21 protein-coding genes are annotated in these 24,380 nt (G+C 41.6%); 16 read left to right on the top strand and 5 right to left on the bottom strand.

The window, feature by feature from the left end; all coding sequences use genetic code 11:
* From SNAG_RS06810 to SNAG_RS06745, 13 genes are all read left to right on the top strand, one after another.
* Positions 1-774: an HAD hydrolase family protein gene (locus SNAG_RS06810; RefSeq protein WP_096407798.1), complete on the top strand. Its 774-nt coding sequence runs from the start codon at positions 1-3 to the stop codon at positions 772-774.
* Between the two features lie 57 nt (positions 775-831).
* The gene (locus tag SNAG_RS06805; protein WP_096407795.1) at positions 832-1,683 is read left to right on the top strand and encodes an NAD(P)H-hydrate dehydratase; all 852 of its coding nucleotides are present in this window, start codon (positions 832-834) and stop codon (positions 1,681-1,683) included.
* Positions 1,684-1,882: 199 nt separating this feature from the next.
* Positions 1,883-4,372, top strand: coding sequence for a bifunctional DnaQ family exonuclease/ATP-dependent helicase (locus SNAG_RS06795; RefSeq protein WP_443031042.1), 2,490 nt, complete (start codon positions 1,883-1,885; stop codon positions 4,370-4,372).
* A gap of 5 nt (positions 4,373-4,377) precedes the next feature.
* Positions 4,378-5,601, top strand: coding sequence for an FtsW/RodA/SpoVE family cell cycle protein (locus SNAG_RS06790; RefSeq protein WP_096407787.1), 1,224 nt, complete (start codon positions 4,378-4,380; stop codon positions 5,599-5,601).
* 10 nt (positions 5,602-5,611) lie between these two features.
* On the top strand, positions 5,612-6,166 hold the full coding sequence (locus SNAG_RS06785) for a DJ-1 family glyoxalase III (protein ID WP_096407785.1): 555 nt from the start codon (positions 5,612-5,614) through the stop codon (positions 6,164-6,166).
* Positions 6,167-6,250: 84 nt separating this feature from the next.
* Complete coding sequence (locus SNAG_RS06780; protein ID WP_331712109.1) at positions 6,251-6,814, top strand: HAD-IA family hydrolase; 564 nt, start codon at positions 6,251-6,253, stop codon at positions 6,812-6,814.
* A 13-nt stretch (positions 6,815-6,827) separates the two neighbouring features.
* A complete protein-coding gene (gene gyrB, locus SNAG_RS06775; RefSeq protein WP_061408805.1) occupies positions 6,828-8,774 on the top strand; it encodes a DNA topoisomerase (ATP-hydrolyzing) subunit B in 1,947 nt (648 codons plus the stop codon).
* 80 nt (positions 8,775-8,854) lie between these two features.
* Positions 8,855-10,582, top strand: a complete 1,728-nt coding sequence (ezrA, locus tag SNAG_RS06770) for a septation ring formation regulator EzrA (protein WP_042767761.1) — start codon at positions 8,855-8,857, stop codon at positions 10,580-10,582.
* Positions 10,583-10,685: 103 nt separating this feature from the next.
* Entirely contained in the window at positions 10,686-12,077 is a 1,392-nt protein-coding gene (gene pgdA, locus SNAG_RS06765; RefSeq protein ID WP_096407780.1) for a peptidoglycan-N-acetylglucosamine deacetylase PgdA, read from the top strand.
* Positions 12,078-12,157: 80 nt separating this feature from the next.
* Positions 12,158-13,000: an aldo/keto reductase gene (locus tag SNAG_RS06760; RefSeq protein ID WP_096407777.1), complete on the top strand. Its 843-nt coding sequence runs from the start codon at positions 12,158-12,160 to the stop codon at positions 12,998-13,000.
* Between the two features lie 446 nt (positions 13,001-13,446).
* Positions 13,447-14,364 (top strand): glycine--tRNA ligase subunit alpha, encoded by a 918-nt coding sequence (gene glyQ / locus SNAG_RS06755; RefSeq protein ID WP_061865956.1) that lies wholly within the window; start codon positions 13,447-13,449, stop codon positions 14,362-14,364.
* Between the two features lie 259 nt (positions 14,365-14,623).
* Positions 14,624-16,660 carry a glycine--tRNA ligase subunit beta gene (glyS, locus tag SNAG_RS06750; protein WP_096407775.1) on the top strand — a complete coding sequence of 679 codons (2,037 nt, stop codon included), beginning with the start codon at positions 14,624-14,626 and terminating at the stop codon, positions 16,658-16,660.
* Between the two features lie 42 nt (positions 16,661-16,702).
* Positions 16,703-16,960 carry a DUF896 family protein gene (locus SNAG_RS06745; protein WP_000371301.1) on the top strand — a complete coding sequence of 86 codons (258 nt, stop codon included), beginning with the start codon at positions 16,703-16,705 and terminating at the stop codon, positions 16,958-16,960.
* An 81-nt stretch (positions 16,961-17,041) separates the two neighbouring features.
* On the opposite strand, the gene SNAG_RS06740 is transcribed toward SNAG_RS06745, so the two are convergent.
* From SNAG_RS06740 to SNAG_RS06730, 3 genes are read right to left on the bottom strand one after another with little or no spacing between them, the layout of a single operon-like run.
* Positions 17,042-18,286, bottom strand: coding sequence for an NAD(P)H-dependent oxidoreductase (locus SNAG_RS06740; RefSeq protein WP_096407772.1), 1,245 nt, complete (start codon positions 18,284-18,286; stop codon positions 17,042-17,044).
* A 17-nt stretch (positions 18,287-18,303) separates the two neighbouring features.
* A complete protein-coding gene (locus tag SNAG_RS06735; RefSeq protein ID WP_000915929.1) occupies positions 18,304-18,909 on the bottom strand; it encodes an NADPH-dependent FMN reductase in 606 nt (201 codons plus the stop codon).
* 33 nt (positions 18,910-18,942) lie between these two features.
* Entirely contained in the window at positions 18,943-19,857 is a 915-nt protein-coding gene (locus SNAG_RS06730; RefSeq protein ID WP_096407770.1) for an FAD:protein FMN transferase, read from the bottom strand.
* Between the two features lie 307 nt (positions 19,858-20,164).
* Between SNAG_RS06730 and nox the strand changes: the two genes are divergently transcribed.
* From nox to pdxT, 3 genes are all read left to right on the top strand, one after another.
* Positions 20,165-21,544, top strand: coding sequence for a H2O-forming NADH oxidase (gene nox, locus SNAG_RS06725; RefSeq protein WP_096407767.1), 1,380 nt, complete (start codon positions 20,165-20,167; stop codon positions 21,542-21,544).
* 151 nt (positions 21,545-21,695) lie between these two features.
* Positions 21,696-22,571, top strand: coding sequence for a pyridoxal 5'-phosphate synthase lyase subunit PdxS (gene pdxS, locus SNAG_RS06720; RefSeq protein ID WP_096408872.1), 876 nt, complete (start codon positions 21,696-21,698; stop codon positions 22,569-22,571).
* Positions 22,572-23,153 (top strand): pyridoxal 5'-phosphate synthase glutaminase subunit PdxT, encoded by a 582-nt coding sequence (gene pdxT, locus SNAG_RS06715; RefSeq protein WP_096407764.1) that lies wholly within the window; start codon positions 22,572-22,574, stop codon positions 23,151-23,153.
* 19 nt (positions 23,154-23,172) lie between these two features.
* On the opposite strand, the gene trhA is transcribed toward pdxT, so the two are convergent.
* Both trhA and SNAG_RS06705 read right to left on the bottom strand, forming a co-directional pair.
* The gene (gene trhA / locus SNAG_RS06710; protein WP_001097972.1) at positions 23,173-23,820 is read right to left on the bottom strand and encodes a PAQR family membrane homeostasis protein TrhA; all 648 of its coding nucleotides are present in this window, start codon (positions 23,818-23,820) and stop codon (positions 23,173-23,175) included.
* Entirely contained in the window at positions 23,817-24,263 is a 447-nt protein-coding gene (locus tag SNAG_RS06705) for a DUF1836 domain-containing protein (protein WP_096407762.1), read from the bottom strand. The genes trhA and SNAG_RS06705 overlap by 4 nt, the downstream gene beginning before the upstream one ends.
* Positions 24,264-24,380 lie beyond the last annotated feature (117 nt).

The raw sequence follows: 24,380 nt of genomic DNA, 5'->3' as shown, positions 1-24,380 counted from the left end.
ATGAAATTCGTATTTGACCTGGATGGAACGCTATCTTTTGACTACATGACCATTGATGAGGAGATTCAGCAGGTTCTTTTAAAGGCTGAAGATTATGGGCATGATCTTGTATTTGCCTCAGCTCGCTCTTATCGGGATTGCTTGGGTTTATTAGGCCCTGAACTCAGTCAGCGCTTGGTTATAGGTTTGAATGGTGGCGTAGCCTATCACTTGGGGAAGGCTATCTTCGAAAGAAATCTCGATGCTAGAGTTTATCAGGCGCTAGTGGATTATTGCCAGACTTATAATCTTCCTTTCTTTGCAGATGATTGCTTTGACTATAGTGGTCAGATTGTGGAAAAAATTCCATTTATCTCCAGCGTGGATCCCCTAAAGGTGGCTCGTCACCAGAAACTCGAGGACTTGGGTACTCCGATTAAGGTAGTCGTTTATATGGGTGACCATGAGGAGTTGCTTGATGACCTGCTTGGTCAGTTAGAAAGACTGGGGCAGGCTCATCTGTCCTATCATGCGCATGAAAAGTGCCTTTATGTCAACCCCTTGGACACTCATAAGGCGACAACTGTTGAAAAGTTATGTGGAGAGAACTTCATTGCTTTTGGAAATGACCAAAACGATATTGAGCTCTTTAAAACATCTCTCTACTCTGTCCAGATTGGAGATTTTGCTGGTCTTAGTCCATATGCAGATGACACGTTAGAGCTAAAAGGAGCTCCTTCTCCAGCAGTAGCAGCTAAAATCTTACAGACCTTTGCGGAATTTAAGAGAAAATAGTGTAAAAGGAGGTTTGCCCCTCCTTTTATAGTATAATGGAGTGAGAGGAAAATAACGATGAAAGTGATTGATCAAACTTTATTAGAAAAAGTCATTATTGAACGGCCTTGTCACAGCCATAAAGGAGATTACGGGCGCCTGCTCTTGCTGGGAGGGACCTATCCTTATGGGGGAGCTATCATCATGTCAGCCATTGCAGCTGTCAAAAGTGGGGCAGGGTTGGTGACTGTTGGCACGGATAAGGAGAATATCACAGCCCTGCACAGCCATTTACCTGAGACCATGGCTTTTTCTCTAAAGGACAAAGCATTACTAAAAGAACAGTTGGAAAAGGCAGAAGTTGTCTTGTTAGGTCCGGGTTTGCGAGAGGATGCATTCGGAGAAGAACTTGTAAAACGGGTTTTTGATAAGCTCAGAAATGACCAGATTTTGATTATTGATGGTGGTGCTTTGGGTATCTTAGCAAAAGGTCATTTGCCATTCCCATCTAGTCAGCTCATCCTAACTCCCCACCAAAAGGAATGGGAAAGACTGTCTGGTATAGTTCTTGACCATCAAAATACTGAGACGACAGCTAGGGCTCTTTCATCTTTTCCTCAAGGAACGATTCTAGTCGAGAAGGGTCCAGCGACTCGTATCTGGCAAGCTGGCAAACCTGAATACTATCAACTGGAGGTTGGAGGCCCCTATCAAGCAACTGGTGGGATGGGAGATACTTTGGCTGGGATGATTGCAGGTTTTGCAGGTCAGTTTCCACATGTCAATCTCTATGAACGCGTAGTAGTAGCGACCCATCTGCACTCAGCTATTGCCCAAGAACTAGCTCAAGAACACTATCTTGTCTTGCCAACAGAAATTAGCAAGACACTTCCGAAAAAAATGAAAAAAATATCTCAAAAAGGCGGCTAATTCCTTGGTTGTCTTTTTGTATTGATGTAACTATCCTGTTAAGTTTTTCAAATACCTCAGAACCAGCAAGCAACTGCTGAACTTGCGAGAAATTCTCACTTTTAAGGTCTTGATTTTTAATCGAACTCGAAAGTGAAACAAGATTGTTATCAAAGTTGAGGGGTGTCAAATCATGCTTTTTTTGATATAATTTTTAATGATGAATGCGAGAAATAATCGGTATGTGGTCGTTGATTTAGAGGCGACCAGCACCGGAAGCAAGGCAAAAATTATTCAAGTAGGCATTGTGGTGATTGAGAATGGCGAAATCGTCGATCAGTATGCGACTGACGTCAATCCCCATGAACCCTTGGATTCTCATATCAAAGAATTAACAGGTCTGACCGATCAGCGTTTGGCTGCAGCACCAGAATTTTCTCAGGTGGCTGGAAAAATTTTTGAATTGGTTAAGGACGGTGTTTTTGTTGCGCACAATGTACAATTTGATGCCAACCTCCTTGCAGAATTTCTTTTTTTTGAAGGCTATGAATTGCGCACACCGCGGGTGGATACAGTTGAGCTTGCCCAAGTTTTGTATCCTCAGTTTGAAAAGTATAACTTAGGTATCCTTTGTCAAGAGTTGGGCATTGAGCTGGAACATGCCCATACTGCCCTGTCAGATGCTCAGGCAACAGCTGAACTCTTACTTTACATGCGTCAAAAACTCTTCGAGCTACCTAAAGGGCTTTTAGAAAGCTTGTTAAACCATGCAGACAACCTTCTCTATGAAAGTTATCTGGTGATTGAGGAGGTCTATCAGCAACAATCTCTCTTATCTTCGCCAGACTTGATGGAGCTTCATGGGCTTTTCCTCAGAAAGGAAAGCAAAGGCTTAGTCCCACGAAAGTTATCCAAAGACTTTGCTAAAAACATTTCTTTATTGGGGCTGGAGGAGCGTCCACAGCAGCTGGATTTTGCGGAGAAGGTTGAGCACTTATTGGAAGAACACCAGACTTCTTTTATCCAAGCTCAAACGGGATTGGGTAAGACATACGGTTATCTCCTCCCAGCTTTGAACTCGGAGAGTGAAGCTGGAATCCTAGTGAGCGTTCCGACTAAAATTCTTCAAAATCAGATCATGCAAGAAGAAGGACAGCGTTTAAAAGAGGTTTTTCATCTGGAGATTCATAGTCTCAAGGGGCCTCAAAATTATTTAAAACTGGATGCCTTTCACAGAGTTCTCCATCGATCTGAGTCTAATCGTCTTTTCACACGCTTTAAAATGCAACTGCTCATCTGGCTAACGGAGACAGAGACTGGTGACTTGGACGAAATTGGGCAACTTTATCGCTATCAGCATTATCTACCTGAACTAGTCCACGATGGCAAGCTTTCAAAGAAAAGTTTATTTGCCACAGAGGATTTTTGGAAACGAGGGCAGGAAAAAGCCAAGACTAGTCGTGTTCTCTTGACTAATCATGCCTATCTGGTCACTCGTTTGGAGGACAATCCAGAGTTTGTCGACAACCGTTTGGTGATCTTGGATGAAGCTCAAAAAATGCTCCTAGCCCTTGAAAATATAGCTCAGCAGGCTTATCGCCTTGAGGATCTTGTAACTCAAATTGAAAAGTCTTTGGAGACAGTGGAAGATTTGATTCAGAAACGCTTGCTTGAGAGTATAGGTTTTGAATGTCGTTACTTGATGGAGCAGTATCAGTCAGGTCTGAAGAATGGAAAGTGGTTGGATTCTCTCGAACAGTTACGCCAACATTTTTCAGAGTTAGCTCTCCCAGAGTATAGAGAGATTGCAAACTTTTTTACGTCGGACCGTGAATTTTGGCTTGCTCCAGCAGAGAAATCGAGTAAGGATGTCCTGATTTGTTCAAGCAAAAGAGGCCGCTTTATACTAGCAGACTTATTGCCAGAAGCTTGTAGGCTCCTAGGAGTGTCGGCCACTCTTGAAATTAGCAATCGAGTTTCCTTAGCAGATTTACTGGGATTTCCAGATGCGCCACTTGTTAGGCTTGATGTAGCAAAGCAGGACCAACAAGAAGTCTATCTAATTGATGACTTTCCTATCGTTACCGAAATTTCGCCTTTTGACTATGCGAGTGAAGTGGCTTCTGTCATCCGACGTTTACAAGCCTTTCAAGAACCCTTATTGGTTTTGTTTACCTCAAAAGAGATGTTACTGGCAGTTTCGGACTTGCTAGACCAACCTCATCTAGCTCAGTATAAAAATGGGGAACCAAGCCAACTGAAAAAACGTTTTGACAAAGGTGAACGCCAGATCTTGCTTGGAACAGGTAGTTTCTGGGAAGGAGTTGATTTTTCAACCCATCCATTTGTACTTCAAGTGATTCCGAGATTGCCTTTCCAAAATCCACAAGAACCGTTAACCAAAAAATTAAACCAAGAACTACGTCGTGAAGGAAAAAATCCTTTCTATGATTATCAATTGCCGATGGCTATTATTCGGCTAAAACAAGCATTAGGTCGTACTGTTAGACGGCCTGACCAAGGTTCGGTTGCTGTGCTTTTAGATAGCCGTGTTGTCAGCAAGCGCTATGGCAAACAAATCGCCCAAACCTTGTCAAAAGAAAGAACGGTTCGGGTCCTTGCTAGAGACCAGCTAGAGTCTGCAGTAGCAGATTTTCTACAATCTCGTCGCAATAGAATGAAAGAAAAATCCAAGAAAGAGAAAAGGTAAAAAAGATGAAACGTTCCTTCGACTCTCGAGTCGACTATAGTCTTCTTCTACCAGTATTTTGTCTACTGGTGATTGGAGTAGTGGCTATTTATATAGCAGTTAGCCATGACTATCCTAATAATGTACTTCCAATTCTAGGTCAGCAAATCGCCTGGATTGCTTTAGGGCTTGTCATTGGCTTTGTGGTCATGTTCTTTAATACCGAGTTTTTATGGAAGGTGACTCCCTATCTTTATGGTCTAGGGCTAGCTTTGATGGTCCTACCTCTTGTTTTTTACAATCCGAGTTTGGTAGCTTCTACGGGTGCTAAAAACTGGGTGTCAATTGGAGGGACAACACTTTTTCAACCATCTGAGTTCATGAAGATTTCCTACATCTTGATATTAGCTCGAGTCATTGTGCAATTCACTCAAAAGCACAAGGAGTGGCGTCGAACCATCCCTTTGGATTTCCTGTTGATTATTTGGATGATTGGCTTTACTATCCCAGTGCTGGTCCTTTTAGCCCTACAAAGTGACTTAGGGACTGCCTTGGTCTTCGTGGCTATTTTTGCAGGTATGGTTCTCCTTTCAGGCGTTTCGTGGAAGATTATCATTCCAGTTTTTGTTACGGGAGTGACTGCAGTAGGAGGCTTTCTAGCGATTTTTATCAGTAAAGATGGACGTGCTTTCTTGCACCAGATTGGGATGCCGACCTACCAGATTAACCGTATTTTGGCATGGCTCAATCCCTTTGACTTTGCGCAAACAACAACTTACCAACAGGCGCAAGGGCAAATTGCTATTGGAAGTGGTGGCTTGTTTGGACAAGGTTTCAATGTTTCCAATCTCCTCATTCCAGTACGTGAGAGTGATATGATTTTTACAGTGATTGCGGAAGATTTTGGCTTCATTGGTTCAGTCTTTGTCATTGCTTTGTACCTACTTCTTATCTATCGGATGTTGAAGATTACTCTCAGATCAAATAACCAGTTCTATACCTATATTTCGACTGGCTTTATCATGATGTTGCTCTTCCATATCTTTGAAAATATTGGCGCAGTGACTGGCTTGCTTCCACTGACTGGGATACCTTTACCTTTCATCTCTCAAGGGGGCTCCGCTATTATTAGTAACCTCATCGGTGTCGGTCTCCTCTTGTCTATGAGTTACCAGACCAATCTAGCAGAAGAAAAGAGTGGGAAAATTCCATTCAAACGAAAAAAAGTAATCCTAAAACAAATCAAATAAGGAGGTCGCTATGGTAAAAGTAGCAGTTATCTTAGCAAATGGCTTTGAAGAAATCGAAGCCTTGACAGTAGTCGATGTCTTGCGTCGAGCAAACATTTCCTGTGATATGGTAGGATTTGAGGAGCAGGTGACAGGATCACATGACATTCAGGTAACAGCCGATCGTGTCTTTGATGGTGATTTATCCGACTATGACCTGCTCGTTCTGCCAGGTGGCATGCCTGGATCAGCAAATCTACGGGATAATCAAGCCCTCATTTCTGAGATTCAAGCCTTTAACCAAGAGGGAAAGAAGATTTCGGCTATCTGCGCAGCCCCAATCGCCCTCCATCAAGCAGGTGTTTTAAAAGATAAGCGCTTTACCTGTTATGACGGTGTGCAGGAGCAAATTACTGACGGGATTTACCAAAAGGAAACAGTTGTTGTGGATGGCAATCTAACAACCAGCCGAGGACCGTCAACAGCCCTTGCCTTTGCCTATGAATTGGTGGATCAGTTGGGAGGAGATGCCGAAAGTTTACGAGTCGGTATGCTCTATCGAGATGTCTTTGGAAATCAAGAATAAAACGAGAGGCAGACTCTCGTTTTTTACTTGGAAAAATCTAGGAAATCATCGCTTTTTTCATAAAAAAATGGTATAATGAAGGGTATGAAATATCACGACTACATATGGGATTTAGGTGGTACCCTATTGGATAATTACGAGACTTCTACTGCAGCCTTTGTAGAAACCTTGGCCCAATATGGATTAGAGCAAGAACACGACTGTGTTTACGAAGCCTTGAAGGTTTCGACAGCTTTTGCCATCGAGGAGTTTGCACCAGATATCGAGGATTTTTTAGAGCACTACAAAGAAAATGAAGCGCGTGAGCTAGAACATCCAGTTTTGTTTGAGGGAATTCCAGAATTACTCAAAGACATTTCGGACGAGGGTGGCCGCCATTTCTTGGTTTCTCATCGAAATGACCAAGTGCTAGAACTTCTTGCTAAGACCCGGATAGCCAACTACTTTACCGAGGTGGTGACTGCCAGTTCTGGCTTTAAACGGAAACCAGATCCTGAGTCCATGATTTATTTACGTGATAAGTATCATATCTCATCAGGTTTGGTCATTGGTGACAGAAATATTGATGTAGAAGCAGGTATAGCTGTTGGCTTAGATGCCTATCTTTTTAATAACGTTGCGATATTGAGACAAGCAATAGACATGTAAGAAAAGGGAAAAAATGACAGAAGAAATCAAAAATCAACAGGCACAGGATTATGATGCCAGTCAAATTCAAGTTTTAGAAGGTCTGGAAGCCGTTCGTATGCGTCCAGGTATGTATATCGGATCGACTGCTAAAGAGGGTCTTCACCACCTAGTCTGGGAAATTGTTGATAACTCTATTGACGAGGCCTTGGCTGGATTTGCTAGTCATATCCAAGTCTTTATCGAACCTGATGATTCTATTACAGTTGTGGATGACGGTCGTGGAATTCCTGTTGATATTCAAGAAAAGACGGGACGTCCTGCTGTTGAGACAGTCTTTACGGTTCTTCACGCTGGAGGAAAATTCGGCGGTGGCGGATATAAGGTATCAGGTGGACTCCACGGAGTAGGTTCATCAGTAGTAAACGCTCTTTCAACGCAACTAGATGTTCATGTTCACAAAAACGGCAAAATTCATTACCAAGAATACCGTCGTGGTCATGTTGTTGCTGATCTTGAGGTCGTTGGAGATACAGATAAAACAGGAACAACAGTTCACTTTACACCAGACCCAGAGATTTTTACAGAAACAACAACATTTGACTTTGAAAAATTAAACAAACGTGTTCAAGAATTAGCCTTTTTGAACCGAGGGCTTCGAATTTCAATTACAGACAAGCGTGAAGGTCTCGAACAAACCAAGCATTACCATTATGAGGGTGGGATTGCTAGCTACGTTGAGTATATCAACGAGAATAAGGATGTTATCTTTGATACACCAATCTACACAGACGGTGAGATGGATGACATTACTGTTGAAGTAGCCATGCAGTACACAACGGGTTACCACGAAAACGTCATGAGTTTCGCCAATAATATTCATACCCATGAAGGTGGAACACATGAGCAAGGTTTCCGTACGGCTCTGACTCGTGTTATCAACGATTATGCCCGCAAGAATAAACTGCTAAAAGACAATGAAGACAACCTGACAGGGGAAGATGTTCGTGAAGGTTTGACTGCTGTTATCTCAGTCAAGCACCCTAATCCGCAGTTTGAAGGACAAACCAAGACCAAACTGGGAAATAGCGAAGTTGTTAAGATTACCAACCGCCTCTTTAGCGATGCCTTTTCTGATTTCCTCATGGAGAATCCGCAGATTGCCAAGCGCATCGTGGAAAAAGGGATTTTGGCTGCCAAGGCTCGTGTAGCTGCCAAGCGTGCGCGTGAAGTCACTCGCAAGAAATCTGGTTTGGAAATTTCCAATCTTCCAGGGAAATTAGCAGACTGTTCTTCAAATAACCCTGCTGAAACCGAACTCTTCATCGTTGAGGGAGACTCAGCTGGTGGATCAGCTAAATCTGGTCGTAACCGTGAATTCCAAGCTATCTTGCCAATTCGTGGTAAGATTTTGAACGTTGAAAAAGCTAGCATGGATAAAATCCTTGCCAACGAAGAAATTCGAAGTCTTTTCACAGCCATGGGAACAGGATTTGGTGCAGAATTTGATGTCACTAAGGCTCGTTACCAAAAACTCGTTTTGATGACCGATGCCGATGTTGATGGAGCCCACATTCGAACACTCCTGCTAACCTTGATTTACCGCTACATGAAACCAATCTTAGAGGCTGGTTATGTCTACATTGCCCAACCACCGATTTATGGGGTTAAGGTTGGAAGTGAGATTAAAGAATACATTCAACCTGGTGCAGATCAAGAAATTAAACTCCAAGAAGCCTTAGCACGTCACAGTGAAGGGCGTTCAAAACCAACCATCCAACGTTATAAAGGTTTGGGAGAAATGGATGACCACCAATTGTGGGAAACAACCATGGATCCTGAACATCGCTTGATGGCGCGTGTTTCGGTAGATGATGCTGCCGAAGCAGATAAAATCTTTGATATGTTGATGGGGGATCGAGTAGAACCTCGTCGCGAATTTATCGAAGAAAACGCTGTTTACAGTACACTTGACGTCTAAAAAATGTGGGAAATAGTTCCCTTGGTTTAAAAAATATGATATAATCATTACGATTGTTTCTAGTATAAAAGGAGTTTGATATGTCTAATGGACAACTAATTTATCTAATGGTTGCAATTGCAGTCATTCTGATCTTAGCTTATGTAACAGCTATCTTTTTACGTAAGCGTAATGTAAGCAGATTAACGGCCCTTGAAGAAAGAAAAGAAGAACTCTACAACCTTCCTGTAAATGATGAGGTTGAAGCCGTTAAAAACATGCACTTGATTGGTCAAAGTCAGGTGACCTTCCGTGAATGGAACCAAAAATGGGTTGATTTATCTCTGAACTCATTTGCTGATATTGAAAATCACCTCTTTGAAGCTGAAAGCTACAATAATTCTTTCCGTTTTTTCAAAGCTGCTCACAAGATTGATCAAATTGAAAGCCAAATCGGCTTGATTGAAGAAGATATTGCTGCTATTCGTAATGCCCTTTCTGAACTTGAAAAACAAGAATCTAAGAATAGTGGTCGCGTCCTTCATGCTTTGGACTTGTTTGAATCCCTTCAACATACCGTTGCAGAAGATTCGGAGAAATATGGTAAGGCCCTTCCTGAGATTGAGAAACAATTGGAAAACATCCAATCTGAATTCTCTCAATTTGTTACCCTAAATTCATCAGGTGACCCGGTTGAAGCCGCAGCAATTCTTGATTCAACTGAAAATCATATTCTCGCTTTGACACACATCGTTGAGCGAATTCCAGCTCTTGTTGAAACCTTGACAAAGGAACTGCCAGAACAATTGGCAGATTTGGAAGAAGGTTATCGCAAGCTGTTGGATGCCAACTACCACTTTACAGAAACAGATATTGAATCCCGTTTCCAACTTTTGCATGAGTCTTTGAAAAATAATCAAGAAAATATTCGTCAGTTGGAATTGGACAATGCAGAGTATGAAAATAATCGCATCCAAGAAGAAATCAACGCACTTTATGATATCTTCACTCGTGAAATTGCAGCTCAAAAAGTAGTTGAAAGTCTTCTTTCGACATTACCAACTTATCTCAACCACTTGAAAGAAAATAATCAGGTGCTTGTTCAAGATCTTGAACGCTTGACTAAAACCTACCTTCTTCCTGAAAGTGATGGTAATCATGTTCGTCGTCTTCAAGCAGAATTGGCTGCACTTGATACAGCAATCATGGAAGTGACAGAGGATCAAGGTGAGTCAACACAAGCCTACTCTGCTCTTGAAGAACAGTTGGAAATGCTTCAAAGCAACCTCAAGGATATAGAGGATGAGCAAATCTCTGTTAGCGAACGACTTGCGCAAATTGAAAAAGACGACCTCAATGCTCGCCAAAAAGCAAATGTCTATGTGAACCGTTTGCATACTATCAAACGTTACATGGAGAAGAGAAACTTGCCAGGTATTCCTCAAAGTTTCTTGAAACTTTTCTTTACTGCAAGTCATAACACAGAAGATCTGATGGCAGAGTTAGAACAACCACAAGTGAATATTGAATCGGTTAAACGAATTCTTGAAATTGCAACAAATGATATGGAAGCACTTGAAACAGAAACCTATGATATCGTTCAATATGCAACCTTGACGGAGCAACTCTTGCAATACTCAAATCGTTACCGTTCATTCGATGAGCGTATCCAAGAGGCCTTCAACGAAGCGCTTGAAATTTTTGAAAAAGAGTTTGACTACCAGGCATCTTTTGAAAAAATTTCACAAGCCTTGGAAGTTGCTGAACCGGGGGTTACAAACCGTTTTGTAACTTCATATGAGAAAACACGTGAAGCGATTCGTTTTTAAAAATAGAAGCTTAGAAGATTTCTAAGCTTTTTTCTTTTCCTAAAAAAAGACAGAATCCCTGTTTATCATTGAAATAATAGCCTCGATTTGATATGATGGAAATATGAAAAAAAATAGAGCGAAACGTGTTTCTCACGATAAAACGAGAAGGCTATTGCTTTCCCTTGTTGGAATCTTAGGAGTTGCTACGATTCTATTAGGGAGTGCTATTGGTTATAAGCTACTACAAAAGCAATCTTACGAACAAAAAATTGAAGCGCTAAAAAGCGAAAAGGACCAGCAATTCAACTCAGGTAGTCAGAAGGACCATTTCCGAAAAGGTCAAGCTGAGGTGATTGCCTACTACCCTCTGCAAGGAGAGGAAGTCATTGCGTCTGTTAGAGAAAAAATCAACCAGGATATCAAAGAAAAGCTGGAAGATAAAGAGGATTTGGTCTTTTATTATAGTGAGCAGTTGGACCCCGTCTTAAAGGGAGTTGTTTCTCGTAATATCAGCAAGCAAGTCTACGATTTGTCTGCATCAAAGGTTGAAGAAAAAGAAAAGACTTCTTTAGGGAAAATTTTCTTGACTGAAGATGGGAAAGATTTTGACCTCAGCAAACTCTTCAAAGATGCAAGTAAGGCTAAGGAACTCTTACTGAGTCAAATCAAATCAACTCTAGAAGATAAGAAACTCGACCAGACAAAAATTGATCAGGTCCTAAAAAACTTTACAGACCAAGATCTGGCATCATGGAGCTTTGATTATAAAGATAGTCAAATCATCCTTTATCCTCCTAATCCAGGGGAGACTTTGGAGGAAATTGCTCTACCGATATCCAGTTTCTTTGATGTTTTGGAGTCCTCTTATCTATTAGAAAAAGATGCTGAACTCTATCAAGCTTACTTTGCACAAAAAGACAAAAAAGTTGTGGCTTTGACCTTTGACGATGGTCCAAATCCGTCTACAACTACACAAGCTTTGGATACATTAGCTAAGTACAAAGTAAAGGCGACCTTCTTTGTACTTGGTAAAAACATCGCTGGCAATGAAGACATCCTTAAACGGATGAAGTCTGAGGGGCATGTGGTTGCCAACCACAGCTGGAGTCATCCTGTCCTTTCCCAACTATCTCTCGAAGATGCTAAAAAGCAAATCGCTGACACAGAAGATTTGTTAACCCAAGTTCTAGGTTCGAGTTCTAAACTCATGCGCCCTCCTTATGGTGCCATTACAGATGATATCCGTAACAGTCTGGACTTGAGCTTTATCATGTGGAATGTGGATAGTTTGGACTGGAAGAGTAAGAATGAAACAGCTATTTTAACAGAGATACAACGTCAGGTTCGCAATGGTTCCATCATCCTCATGCATGATATCCATGGTCCTTCTGTTAATTCTCTACCAAGTGTTATTGAGTATTTAAAGGGTGAAGGGTATACATTTGTGACCGTTCCCGAATTGCTCAACTCTCGCTTGAAGGCTCACGAAATGTATTATGACCGTGATCAATAATCTTCAAGATCTAAAGGAGCAAGTGTTCTGGTAATCAGCCTTTGTTTCTTTAGATTTTCTTCACATAGAAAGGAAAAATGATGAAATCTTACACCCTTAATAATGGAGTTTCAATTCCTGTACTAGGATTTGGAACATGGAAAGCTGAAAATGGAGAAGTAGCCTACCAAGCTGTTTTGGAAGCCTTGAAGGCTGGTTATCGTCATATCGATACTGCAGCTATCTACAAAAATGAGGAGAGTGTTGGTCGCGCTATTCGAGATAGCGGTATTCCTCGCCAAGAAATCTTTGTAACGACCAAACTCTGGAATACCAATCACAGCTATGATGAAGCTCGACATGCTTTTGAGCAATCAATGGAAAAATTGGGATTGGATTATCTAGATTTGTACCTTATCCATTGGCCAAATCCAAAACCTTTAAGAGAAAATGACGAATGGAAAACTCGCAATGCCGATGTCTGGAGAGCGATGGAGGACCTGTACCAAGAAGGTAAAATTCGTGCTATCGGCGTTAGTAATTTCCTTCCCCATCATTTGGATGACTTACTTGAGACAGCAAGAATCATCCCAGCGGTCAATCAGGTACGCTTGGCACCAGGAGTTTATCAGGAGGAAGTGGTTGACTACTGTAAAGAGAAAGGAATCCTCTTAGAGGCATGGGGACCATTTGGGCAAGGGGAGTTGTTTGACAAGACAGAAGTCCAAGAAATTGCTGCTAAGCATGGGAAATCAGTTGCTCAAATTGCCTTGGCTTGGAGCTTGGCAGAAGGATTTTTACCCCTACCTAAGTCAGTGACAGCCTCTCGCATCCAGAGCAATCTTGACTGTTTTGAAATTGAACTCAGCAAAGACGAGCGAGAAGTCTTAAAGACAATTTCAGTGACTTCGGGCGCACCTCGTGTGGATGAGATGGATTTTTAGAAAGTAAGAAAAAGAATTGTAAATTTCTTGCCTTTCTGATATAATATTCAACAGGAAAGAAAGTCTTATGGCGTTCTTCAAGCGAGCTTGGGACAGTGGGAGCCAAGTAGAACAAACTAAGAAACTGGCGCTTTCTGTCGTATTTTTAAAAACAATGAAGTAATAAATTAGGGTGGAACCGCGTTTCTGACGCCCCTAGGTCACAGACTTAGGAGTAAAGACACGGTTCTTTTTGTATCCAAAGTCTCAAGAATTAATAACAAGGAGTAAACAATGTCTAAAAAATTGACTTTCCACTGCGTCAGTGGCAGAGACCTCCTTACAGTCGGACTGCCCCACGCTCAGCACTAGAGTGCCTGAGCTAGACGCAGTACTAACTCGTCTTGCCTCGTATAATTGACAAGGCAGACTCGTGTCGCAAGAAATTATAGAAAATGGAGTAAAACATGTCCAAAAAACTAACCTTTCAAGAGATTATTTTGACTTTGCAACAATTTTGGAATGACCAAGGTTGTATGCTTATGCAGGCTTATGACAATGAAAAAGGTGCGGGGACAATGAGTCCTTATACCTTCCTTCGTGCTATCGGACCTGAGCCATGGAATGCGGCTTATGTAGAGCCATCACGTCGTCCCGCTGACGGTCGTTACGGGGAAAATCCTAACCGTCTTTACCAACATCACCAATTCCAAGTGGTCATGAAACCTTCTCCATCAAATATCCAAGAGCTTTACCTTGAGTCTTTGGAAAAATTGGGTATCAATCCATTGGAACATGATATTCGCTTCGTTGAAGATAACTGGGAAAATCCATCAACTGGTTCAGCTGGTCTTGGATGGGAAGTGTGGCTTGATGGTATGGAAATCACGCAGTTCACTTATTTCCAACAGGTTGGTGGATTGGCAACTGGCCCTGTGACTGCGGAAGTTACCTATGGTTTAGAACGCTTGGCTTCTTACATTCAAGAAGTGGATTCTGTTTATGATATCGAGTGGGCTGATGGTGTTAAATACGGAGAAATCTTCATCCAGCCTGAGTATGAGCATTCAAAATATTCATTTGAAATTTCTGATCAAGAAATGTTGCTAGAAAATTTTGATAAGTTTGAAAAAGAAGCTGGTCGTGCCTTGGAAGAGGGCTTGGTTCACCCTGCCTATGACTATGTTCTCAAATGTTCACATACCTTTAACCTGCTGGACGCGCGTGGGGCCGTATCTGTAACGGAGCGCGCGGGCTATATCGCTCGTATCCGTAACTTGGCCCGTGTCGTAGCCAAAACCTTTGTCGCAGAACGCAAACGCCTAGGCTACCCACTTTTAGATGAAGTAACACGAGCTAAACTCTTAGCAGAAGACGCAGAATAGTGAGTAATACTGTGCTCTAAAATCGTTAGAGGCAAGTCGAAGACTTGCTAGAGGGTTATGCACCGCTGTACTGTTATGTGGGGATTTTTGAAACCTTAGGTTCAAAAATCAGTCAGCTAAATCCACTTTGATGAGACTGTTGGAAATCTTAATCAATTTAGCATCAGATTTCCATACAGACTCACAAAGTTAGTTAGCGGCGTCCCCAGTACCTAAGGTGCATATCAAAAAAGATTGAAGAAAATGTAAAGGAAAAAACATGACAAAAAACTTATTAGTAGAACTCGGTCTTGAAGAGTTACCAGCCTACGTAGTAACTCCAAGTGAAAAACAACTAGGTGAAAAAATGGCAGCCTTCCTCAAGGAAAACCGCCTGTCCTTTGAAGACATTCAAACCTTCTCAACGCCACGTCGTTTGGCTGTTCGTGTGACTGGTCTTGCAGACAAACAGTCTGATTTGACAGAAGATTTCAAGGGTCCAGCAAAGAAAATTGCCTTGGATAGTGATGGAAACTTCACCAAAGCAGCTCAAGGATTTGTCCGTGGAAAAGGCTTGACAGTTGAAGACATCGAATTCCGTGAAATCAAGGGTGAAGAATATGTCTATGTTACCAAGGAAGAAGTGGGTCAACCAGTTGAGAAAATTGTTCCAGGTGTTGTAGATGTCTTGAAGTCACTGACATTCCCTGTCAGCATGCACTGGGCTAACAATACCTTTGAATACATCCGTCCTGTTCACACTTTAACTGTTCTTTTAGATGAAGAAGAGTTTGACTTGGATTTCCTTGATATCAAGGGCGGTCGTGTAAGCCGTGGCCATCGTTTCTTGGGACAAGAAACTAAGATTCAGTCAGCTTTGAGCTACGAAGAAGACCTTCGCGCACAGTTTGTAATCACGGATCCACGTGAACGTCAGCAAATGATTGTTGACCAAATCAAGGAAATTGAGGCAAAACATGGTGTAGGTATCGAAATTGATACGGACTTGCTGAACGAAGTCTTGAACTTGGTTGAATACCCAACTGCCTTTATGGGTAGTTTTGATGCCAAATACCTTGAAGTTCCAGAAGAAGTTTTGGTGACTTCGATGAAGGAACACCAACGCTACTTTGTTGTTCGTAATCAAGACGGTAAACTCTTACCAAACTTCATTTCAGTTCGTAACGGAAACGCAGAGCATTTGGAAAATGTCATCAAAGGAAATGAAAAAGTCTTGGTAGCCCGTTTGGAAGACGGAGAATTCTTCTGGCGTGAAGACCAAAAATTGGTTATTTCTGACCTTGTTGAAAAATTAAACAACGTCACCTTCCACGAAAAGATTGGTTCTCTTCGTGAACACATGATTCGTACAGGTCAGATTGCCATTCTCTTGGCAGAAAAAGCTGGTTTGTCAGTGGATGAAACAGTTGACCTAGCGCGTGCAGCAGCCATTTACAAGTTTGACTTGTTGACGGGTATGGTTGGTGAGTTTGATGAACTCCAAGGAATTATGGGTGAGAAATATGCTCTTCTTGCTGGAGAAACTCCAGCAGTTGCAGCTGCTATTCGTGAACACTATATGCCGACAGCTGCCGAAGGCGAACTTCCAGAGAGTAAGGTCGGAGCCATTCTAGCCATTGCAGACAAATTGGATACGATTTTGAGTTTCTTCTCAGTAGGCTTGATTCCATCAGGCTCTAACGACCCTTATGCCCTTCGTCGTGCGACGCAAGGTGTGGTTCGTATCTTGGATGCTTTTGGTTGGCATATTGCTATGGATGAGCTGATTGATAGCCTTTACAGTTTGAAATTTGACAGCTTGACTTATGCAAATAAAGCAGAGGTCATGGACTTTATCAAGGCTCGTGTTGATAAGATGATGGGTTCTACTCCAAAAGATATCAAGGAAGCAGTTCTTGCAAGTTCGAACTTTGTTGTGGCAGATATGCTAGAAGCAGCAAGTGCTCTTGTCGAAGCAAGCAAGAAAGAAGATTTCAAATCGTCTGTTGAATCCCTCTCCCGTGCCTTCAACTTGGCTGAGAAGGCAGAAGGTTCTGACACGGTTGATCCTGCTCTCTTTGAGAATGAAGAAGAGAAAGCTTTGGCGGAGGCAGTAGAATCATTAGTTTTATCAGGAACTGCAAGCCAGCAATTAGAACAACTCTTTGCGCTTAGTCCAGTTATTGATGCTTTCTTTGAGAATACCATGGTAATGACTGAAGATCAGTCTATCCGTCAAAATCGTTTGGCAATCTTGTCACAATTAACCAAGAAAGCAGCTAAACTTGCACGTTTCAACCAAATCAATACCAAATAAAATCTGGTAAACGGATTAAATCTTATCATAAAGGAGAGAAACATGGATCCTAAAAAAATTGATCGTATTAACGAGCTTGCTAAAAAGAAAAAAACAGAAGGCTTAACTTCTGCTGAAAAAGTGGAACAAGCTAAACTTCGTGAGGAGTATATTGAAGGCTATCGTCGTTCTGTTCGCCACCACATTGAAGGAATCAAAATTGTCGACGAAGAAGGAAATGACGTCACACCAGAAAAACTACGCCAAGTACAACGTGAAAAAGGTTTACACGGCCGTAGTTTAGATGATCCTAACTCATAAAACGAAAGGGGTTTGTAGATGATTTACAAGCCCCTTTTCTGTTGTAATAAAAAAGGAGCCACCTGGCTCCTTTTTGGTTTCTTAGTTGCTTGCACCAGAAGTAGCGTCTGCGTCACCACCGTGGCCTCCAGCATCACCTGAATCAGAAGCGCCAGAAGTAGCATCGGCGTCTCCATGACCTCCAGCTGCAGGAGCAAATGATCCGCTACCACCCACCAAACGTTGACCCGTTTCTTTTAGGTACCAGTCAAGCCATGGTTGGAAGTTAAAGACGATTTCATTGATTCCAGCGTATGATCCATCAGGATAGTACATTGCTTGGTAGTTGTGTGTGTTGATGACACCTGCAGGAGAACCTGGAACGATCGTACGGACGTATTCTTGGTTTCCGTTGCGAAGTGTTCCGATAACCCACTCTACATTTTTCATGCGTGCTGGCGGAAGAGAACCATGCACAGTTGACATACGGCTACCTGATTGAGGTGGTACACGTTTAGCAAACATGGTGTCTGGATCTTGGTGAGCGTTGTTGTAGTAGAGGAATTGGTTGTTATCATCAGCATATGTCAATTCAAATGGCATAGCTTTCAAGAACATATCGATTTGGTTAACTGTCAGGATACCGTGGTCCAATTTGACATAGGTATCACCAGAAACAGCCCCAGTGATTGCTGCAACTTTTTCTACCCATTCTGGATCATCAGGGTCAACTTCTGTAATGGTTGTAGCAATTGGTTTTCCACAATCCAAGTCTTCTGGTTCGATTGGTTTTGGTTTTTTCAATTTCGAAACGACTCCTACGTATTTTACAAAGTTATCTAAGCAAGTTTCAAGGAATTTAACAGTGCCTTCGTTGGTGATGTTTCCATTGTTATCAAAAGCTTCTTTGGCTTTACCAAGAAGGAATTCATTACCTGGAAGTGTGTAGGCATTGACACCAGGAGCGTCAAGAATCTTACGAAGGTGAACTTGGGCACGTGAAGTCCCTTGGTCGTAGTATGATGCTCCCACAATCATAACAGGTTTGTTTTCAAATGGATGAACTTCGTATGAAAGCCATTCAAGTACAGATTTGAGAGAAGCTGAGATAGTGTGGTTGTGCTCAGGAGTCGCAATTATGACACCATCAGCACGTGTAATCTTGTTATACAAGAAACGCAATTGGAAGCTTTCGTCCCATTTTTCGTCTTGGTTAAACATTGGAACTTCGTCGATTTCAAGAACTTCTAATTCAAATTTGAATTTGAAATTACGACGAATAAATTCCAAGAGTTTGCGGTTATATGATTGATCGTAGTTTGATCCAACAAGTCCAACAAATTTCATTCTTTCGGTCTCCTATCTTACAAATTTTCCCAGTCAAATTCTTCTGCATCTTTGCGAAGCAATTCTTGCGCATTGCGCAATTTCTCAGTAATCTTCACAAAGATACGGAAGTCATCAAAGATGGCATCCAATTTCTTGATGACATCAAGGTCAACCAAGTCACCACTTGGGTTAAATGCTTGAAGAGAGTGAGAAAGCAAGAATTCATCTGGAAGAACATTTGCCTTAATTTCAGGAGCGTTCAAGATTTGACGAAGTTGCAATTGAGCACGAGATGAACCAAGAGTTCCGTAAGAAGCACCAGTGATCATGATTGGTTTGTTCAAAAGTGGGTAGATACCATAAGATAGCCAAGCAAGAGCGCTCATCAAAACTGCAGGGATTGAGTGGTCGTACTCAGGGGTACCGATGATGACACCATCAGATGCTTCAATTTTAGCCGCAATTTCAAGAATTTCAGCAGGAAGAAGTTTATCTGCTGGTTTGTTGAAAACAGGGATATCCTTGATTTCAACAAGTTCAATCTCAGCCTTGTCGGCGAAGTGTTTTTGCATGTATTGGAGCAATTGGCGGTTTGTAGAACGTTTAGAGTTCGTTCCAACAATGGCAATAAGTTTTAGCATGAGATTTCCTTTCTCTTTTTACATAATACAAATTTAAAGGCCTGAAGAACATGTAAGGTTCCCCTCTTTGTCGATGAGAATGGCTTCGATGCCATCTAAACTTTCGACTTGCCAGAGGATAGAAGCGCTACGTTCTCCGAATAGGCGGGTTGTCCAAATCTCACCATCGACGGATTTATCTGAGATAATCGTTAGGCTAGCGAGCTCTGTTTCGACAGGGAATCCTGTCTCGCTATCAAAAATATGGTGATAGTCTTCTCCGTCTATTGTCATGTGGCGTTCATAGATACCAGAAGTGACGACGGATTTGTTAGAAACAGGAATGGTTAGGAGATGATTGCCACGAGGATTTCGTGGATCTTGAATACCGATTTGCCAGTCTTTCCCTTCTTTGGCTTGATTGTTCCCGATGGTGAGGATATTTCCTCCGAGATTGATCAAGGCAGAAGTGACTCCGTGTACTTTTAAATACTGAGCAACCTTATCTGCACTATAGCCTTTAGCTAAGCAACCTAAATCAAGTTTCATTCCCTTTTTCTCTAAAAATACAGTAGAGCTAGCTGGATCTAACTTGATAAAATGCGGGTCAACTAGAGGCAAGACAGCTTCGATTTCGTTTAGCTCGGGGAGTAGAGCATCTGAAAAACCGATTCGCCAGGTTTGAATCAAGGGACCAATACTGATATTGAGATGGCTAGATGGAGCTAGACTATGTTCTAACCCAAGAGCAATCAGTTCAAATAAGTCAGGATGGACCTTGACCGGAGCAATTCCAGCCTGGTGATTGATCTCCATCAATTCGGATTCTTGACTGTTGGCGTTGAAGCGGTACTCGAGCTCTCTGAGTAAATCAAAGGCTCCTTGAAGCAGGCAATCTGCCTGTTCATCTACTAATGAAATCGTGATAGTTGTTCCCATGAGTCGTTCAGAACGTGAACGAAGAGGCAAGCTACCAACTCCTTTCTTCTTCAGAGGAAATATTCAAGCTAGGTTAAATTTACGAGAATTGAACCCCTTACATTTTATTTCCATGTTTCTAGCATAACATAAAGTCAGCGTTTTCACAAATAAATTTTAACAAAAAGTCAAGAAATATGCTCAAAAAATATAAAAAAAGATAGAAACTCAAAAAAAATAATATAATAAAACTTAAAATTGCTTAAAATAAGAGAATTCTAAGCAAATACCTTGTAAACGCTAACAGTAAATGTTATACTAGAAAGGTAAATTTTAAATTAAAGGTAGGAAATTTTCTATGAGTAAAATCGTTGTAGTTGGTGCTAACCACGCTGGTACAGCATGTATCAATACTATGTTGGACAATTTTGGACATGAAAATGAAATCGTTGTATTTGACCAAAACTCAAATATTTCATTCCTTGGTTGTGGAATGGCGCTTTGGATCGGGGAACAAATCGACGGAGCTGAAGGCTTGTTCTACTCTGATAAAGAAAAATTGGAAGCTAAGGGTGCAAAAGTTTACATGAACTCACCTGTTCTTTCAATCGACTATGACAATAAAGTTGTGACAGCAGAAGTTGAAGGTCAAGAACATAAAGAGTCTTATGACAAATTGATCTTTGCGACTGGTTCAACTCCAATCTTGCCTCCAATCGAAGGTGTTGAAATCGTTAAGGGCAACCGCGAATTCAAAGCAACACTTGAAAATGTTCAATTTGTTAAGTTGTACCAAAACGCAGAAGAAGTTATCGAAAAACTTGCTGACAAGAGCAAACACCTTGAGCGCATCGCAGTTGTTGGTGGTGGTTATATCGGTGTTGAACTTGCTGAAGCTTTCGAACGTCTTGGAAAAGAAGTTGTTCTTGTTGATATCGTAGACACTGTTTTGAACGGCTACTACGACAAAGACTTCACTCAAATGATGGCGAAGAACTTGGAAGACAACAACATCCGCTTGGCACTTGGTCAAACAGTAAAAGCTATCCAAGGTGATGGTAAAGTTGAACGCTTGGTAACAGACAAAGAAACATTTGATGTGGATATGGTTGTTCTTGCAGTTGGTTTCCGTCCAAACACAGCTCTTGCTGATGGTAAGATTGAACTCTTCCGTAACGGTGCCTTCCTTGTAGACAAGAAACAAGAAACATCAATTCCAGGTGTTTATGCAGTAGGTGACTGTGCGACTGTTTATGACAACGCTCGTAAAGACACTAGCTACATCGCGCTTGCTTCAAACGCTGTTCGTACTGGTATCGTTGGTGCTTACAACGCTTGTGGACACGAACTTGAAGGAATCGGTGTACAAGGATCAAACGGTATCTCAATCTACGGTCTGCACATGGTTTCAACTGGTTTGACTCTTGAAAAAGCTAAAGCTGCTGGTTACAACGCAACTGAAACAGGCTTTAACGATCTTCAAAAACCAGAATTTATGAAGCACGACAACCATGAAGTTGCCATCAAGATTGTCTTTGATAAAGACAGTCGCGAAATTCTTGGTGCTCAAATGGTATCACGTGATTCTGCTATCAGCATGGGAATTCATATGTTCTCACTTGCTATCCAAGAACATGTGACAATTGACAAGTTGGCTTTGACAGACCTATTCTTCTTGCCACACTTTAACAAACCTTACAACTACATCACAATGGCTGCACTTACAGCTGAAAAATAACAATAGCTGAGCTATCTGGCCTTAAGTTAAGGTCAGATAGTTTTTTAATTAATCTGTACCCATACAATTATTGTTTTTTTATCTTGTGGTTCATTCTTTTCTGGCTTAAAATGAAATGGTAGCTACCAATACAAATGATGAGGATAAAGAAATGACTGAAAATCGTTATGAACTAAATAAAAACTTGGCGCAGATGCTTAAGGGCGGTGTTATCATGGATGTGCAGAACCCTGAACAGGCTCGTATCGCAGAGGCTGCTGGTGCGGCAGCTGTTATGGCCTTAGAGCGGATTCCGGCTGATATTCGTGCAGTTGGTGGTGTTTCTCGTATGAGTGATCCAAAGATGATTAAGGAGATCCAAGAAGCAGTGAGCATTCCAGTGATGGCCAAAGTTAGAATTGGACATTTTGTAGAAGCTCAGATTTTAGAGGCTATTGAGATTGACTATATCGATGAGAGTGAAGTGTTGTCTCCAGCTGACGATCGTTTCCATGTGGACAAGAAGGAATTCCAAGTTCCTTTTGTCTGTGGAGCTAAGGACTTGGGTGAAGCCTTGCGTCGTATCGCTGAAGGAGCTTCCATGATTCGTACAAAAGGAGAACCCGGTACAGGAGACATTGTTCAAGCCGTTCGCCATATGCGTATGATGAATCAGGAAATTCGCCGCATTCAAAACCTACGTGAAGACGAGCTCTATGTTGCTGCCAAAGACTTGCAAGTCCCTATTGAATTGGTTCAGTATGTCCATGAACATGGAAAATTGCCAGTTGTAAACTTTGCAGCTGGAGGCGTTGCAACGCCAGCAGATGCTGCGCTGATGATGCAATTGGGAGCAGAGGGCGTCTTTGTCGGTTCAGGTATTTTCAAATCAGGAGACCCTGTTAAACGAGCAAGTGCCATTGTCAAAGCCGTAACCAATTACCAAAACCCACAAATCTTAGCACAAATTTCAGAAGATCTTGGGGAAGCCATGGTTGGTATCAATGAGAATGAAATCCAAATTCTCATGGCTGAGCGAGGAAAATAGATGAAAATCGGAATATTAGCCTTGCAAGGTGCCTTTGAAGAGCATGCAAAAGTGTTAGAAAACTTAGGTGTTGTTAGTGTTGAAATCAGAAATTTAGATGATTTTCAACAACGTCAGAGTGACTTGTCCGGTTTGATTTTGCCTGGTGGGGAATCTACAACCATGGGCAAACTCTTGCGTGACCAGCAGATGCTGGTTCCAATCCGAGAAGCCATTTTATCTGGTCTTCCCGTTTTTGGTACTTGCGCAGGCTTGATTTTGCTGGCTAAGGAAATCACTTCCCAGGAAGAAAGTCATCTTGGAACCATGGATATAGTGGTTGAACGCAATGCCTATGGCCGCCAACTGGGAAGCTTCTATACAGAGGCAGAATGTAAGGGAGTTGGCAAGATTCCAATGACCTTTATCCGCGGACCAATTATCAGTAGTCTTGGAGAGGGTGTTGAAATCCTAGCAACCCTAGACGACCAAATCGTTGCAGCTCAAGAAAAAAATATGCTGGTGACCTCTTTTCATCCAGAGTTAACAGATGATGCTCGCTTGCACCAGTACTTTATCAATATGTGTAAAGAAAAAAGTTGAGAAAAGATTCTCAACTTTTTTACATGTAATAAACAATCGCGATGTATTGGAGTGCAGATGCTGCTAGGATAAAGAGATGCCAAATCATGTGAAAATAAGGTTTTTTCTTAGCGTAAAATCCAGCTCCAACTGTATAACAGAGTCCGCCAGTTACCATGAGACTCCAGAAAATTGGCGTTGTTTGACTGATAATGGCAGGAATGATAGCTAGAACCAACCAGCCCATAATCAGGTAAAGGGCAAGGCTGAATTTCTCATTAACCTTTTTAGCAAAGATTTTATAGAGAATGCCAAAGATGGTCGTTCCCCATTGAATGGCAATAATCAGATACCCAAACCAGTTATTCATCAAAGTCAAGACGACTGGCGTATAAGAGCCTGCGATAGCCACATAAATCATAGAATGGTCGATGATTCGCAAGACGTATTTGTGGGTCGAACCATAGGCCATAGAGTGGTAAATGGTTGACGAGAGGAACATGAGAAAGAGACTGATAACAAAGATAGAAACGCCAAAAGACGATAAAAATCCATGTGCTTCATAACTATAGGTGGATGAAATAGGAAGTAGGATGAGCATGATAACGGCACCCACAGCATGGGTCACGCTATTAGCAATTTCCTCTCCAAAACTAAGTTTTTTACTGAGCTTTAGGCTGGTGTTCATTGGATTTTCTCCTCTTCTTTGCTAAGGATTAAGTCTAGAGTTTGATGATAGAGTTTAACCGTTTGACAGCTGGTTTGGATAATAGGATTTTCTGGATCAATCCCATGGTTCATGTAGTCCACAAAAGCGTCGTAGAGCTGGTCTGAGCTCGCTTGAGTTTGTAGACTATTCAGTGTCTGAGCGATTTCTTGGATCGAAAAGACAGACTTGAGAGTGGTGATGGCAATCAAACGGGCAATCTGTTTGCGTTGGTATTTTTTCTTGTCAGGCTTTGTCAGGTAACCATGTTTAACATAGTTATTGACCATGGATGCTGTTAGCCCCTTGTCTTTATCTGGAGAGATAGGAGCACAGACTTGATTGACATAAAGTAAAACCTGATCCAGATAGAGGTCAATGTTTGGAATGTCTTCCCATTTTGGGTAGGAAAAGTTAGAATTCATTTCCAACTCCTTTTTATCTAGTTTTAATAACTAGATTATAAAATAATAAAAAATAAAAGTCAAGTTTCAACTGCTTGTAGAAAGCTTTAAATTATGCTATGATGAGAGAAAATAGTT

The sequence above is a fragment of the Streptococcus sp. NPS 308 genome, from assembly GCF_002355895.1.
Classification (GTDB): domain Bacteria; phylum Bacillota; class Bacilli; order Lactobacillales; family Streptococcaceae; genus Streptococcus.
This window is presented reverse-complemented; position numbering and strand designations above follow the sequence as displayed.

Bases quoted from the DNA above. Each gene is read 5' to 3' on its own strand.
- SNAG_RS06780 (WP_331712109.1), top strand. From the start codon at position 6,251: ATGAAATATCACGACTACATATGGGATTTAGGTGGTACCCTATTGGAT.
- SNAG_RS06795 (WP_443031042.1), top strand. From the start codon at position 1,883: ATGAATGCGAGAAATAATCGGTATGTGGTCGTTGATTTAGAGGCGACC.
- ezrA (WP_042767761.1), top strand. From the start codon at position 8,855: ATGTCTAATGGACAACTAATTTATCTAATGGTTGCAATTGCAGTCATT.
- SNAG_RS06805 (WP_096407795.1), top strand. From the start codon at position 832: ATGAAAGTGATTGATCAAACTTTATTAGAAAAAGTCATTATTGAACGG.
- SNAG_RS06785 (WP_096407785.1), top strand. From the start codon at position 5,612: ATGGTAAAAGTAGCAGTTATCTTAGCAAATGGCTTTGAAGAAATCGAA.
- pdxT (WP_096407764.1), top strand. From the start codon at position 22,572: ATGAAAATCGGAATATTAGCCTTGCAAGGTGCCTTTGAAGAGCATGCA.
- SNAG_RS06760 (WP_096407777.1), top strand. From the start codon at position 12,158: ATGAAATCTTACACCCTTAATAATGGAGTTTCAATTCCTGTACTAGGA.
- nox (WP_096407767.1), top strand. From the start codon at position 20,165: ATGAGTAAAATCGTTGTAGTTGGTGCTAACCACGCTGGTACAGCATGT.
- trhA (WP_001097972.1), bottom strand. From the start codon at position 23,820: ATGAACACCAGCCTAAAGCTCAGTAAAAAACTTAGTTTTGGAGAGGAA.
- glyS (WP_096407775.1), top strand. From the start codon at position 14,624: ATGACAAAAAACTTATTAGTAGAACTCGGTCTTGAAGAGTTACCAGCC.
- SNAG_RS06745 (WP_000371301.1), top strand. From the start codon at position 16,703: ATGGATCCTAAAAAAATTGATCGTATTAACGAGCTTGCTAAAAAGAAA.
- pdxS (WP_096408872.1), top strand. From the start codon at position 21,696: ATGACTGAAAATCGTTATGAACTAAATAAAAACTTGGCGCAGATGCTT.
- glyQ (WP_061865956.1), top strand. From the start codon at position 13,447: ATGTCCAAAAAACTAACCTTTCAAGAGATTATTTTGACTTTGCAACAA.
- SNAG_RS06735 (WP_000915929.1), bottom strand. From the start codon at position 18,909: ATGCTAAAACTTATTGCCATTGTTGGAACGAACTCTAAACGTTCTACA.
- SNAG_RS06810 (WP_096407798.1), top strand. From the start codon at position 1: ATGAAATTCGTATTTGACCTGGATGGAACGCTATCTTTTGACTACATG.
- SNAG_RS06790 (WP_096407787.1), top strand. From the start codon at position 4,378: ATGAAACGTTCCTTCGACTCTCGAGTCGACTATAGTCTTCTTCTACCA.
- SNAG_RS06740 (WP_096407772.1), bottom strand. From the start codon at position 18,286: ATGAAATTTGTTGGACTTGTTGGATCAAACTACGATCAATCATATAAC.
- gyrB (WP_061408805.1), top strand. From the start codon at position 6,828: ATGACAGAAGAAATCAAAAATCAACAGGCACAGGATTATGATGCCAGT.
- SNAG_RS06705 (WP_096407762.1), bottom strand. From the start codon at position 24,263: ATGAATTCTAACTTTTCCTACCCAAAATGGGAAGACATTCCAAACATT.
- pgdA (WP_096407780.1), top strand. From the start codon at position 10,686: ATGAAAAAAAATAGAGCGAAACGTGTTTCTCACGATAAAACGAGAAGG.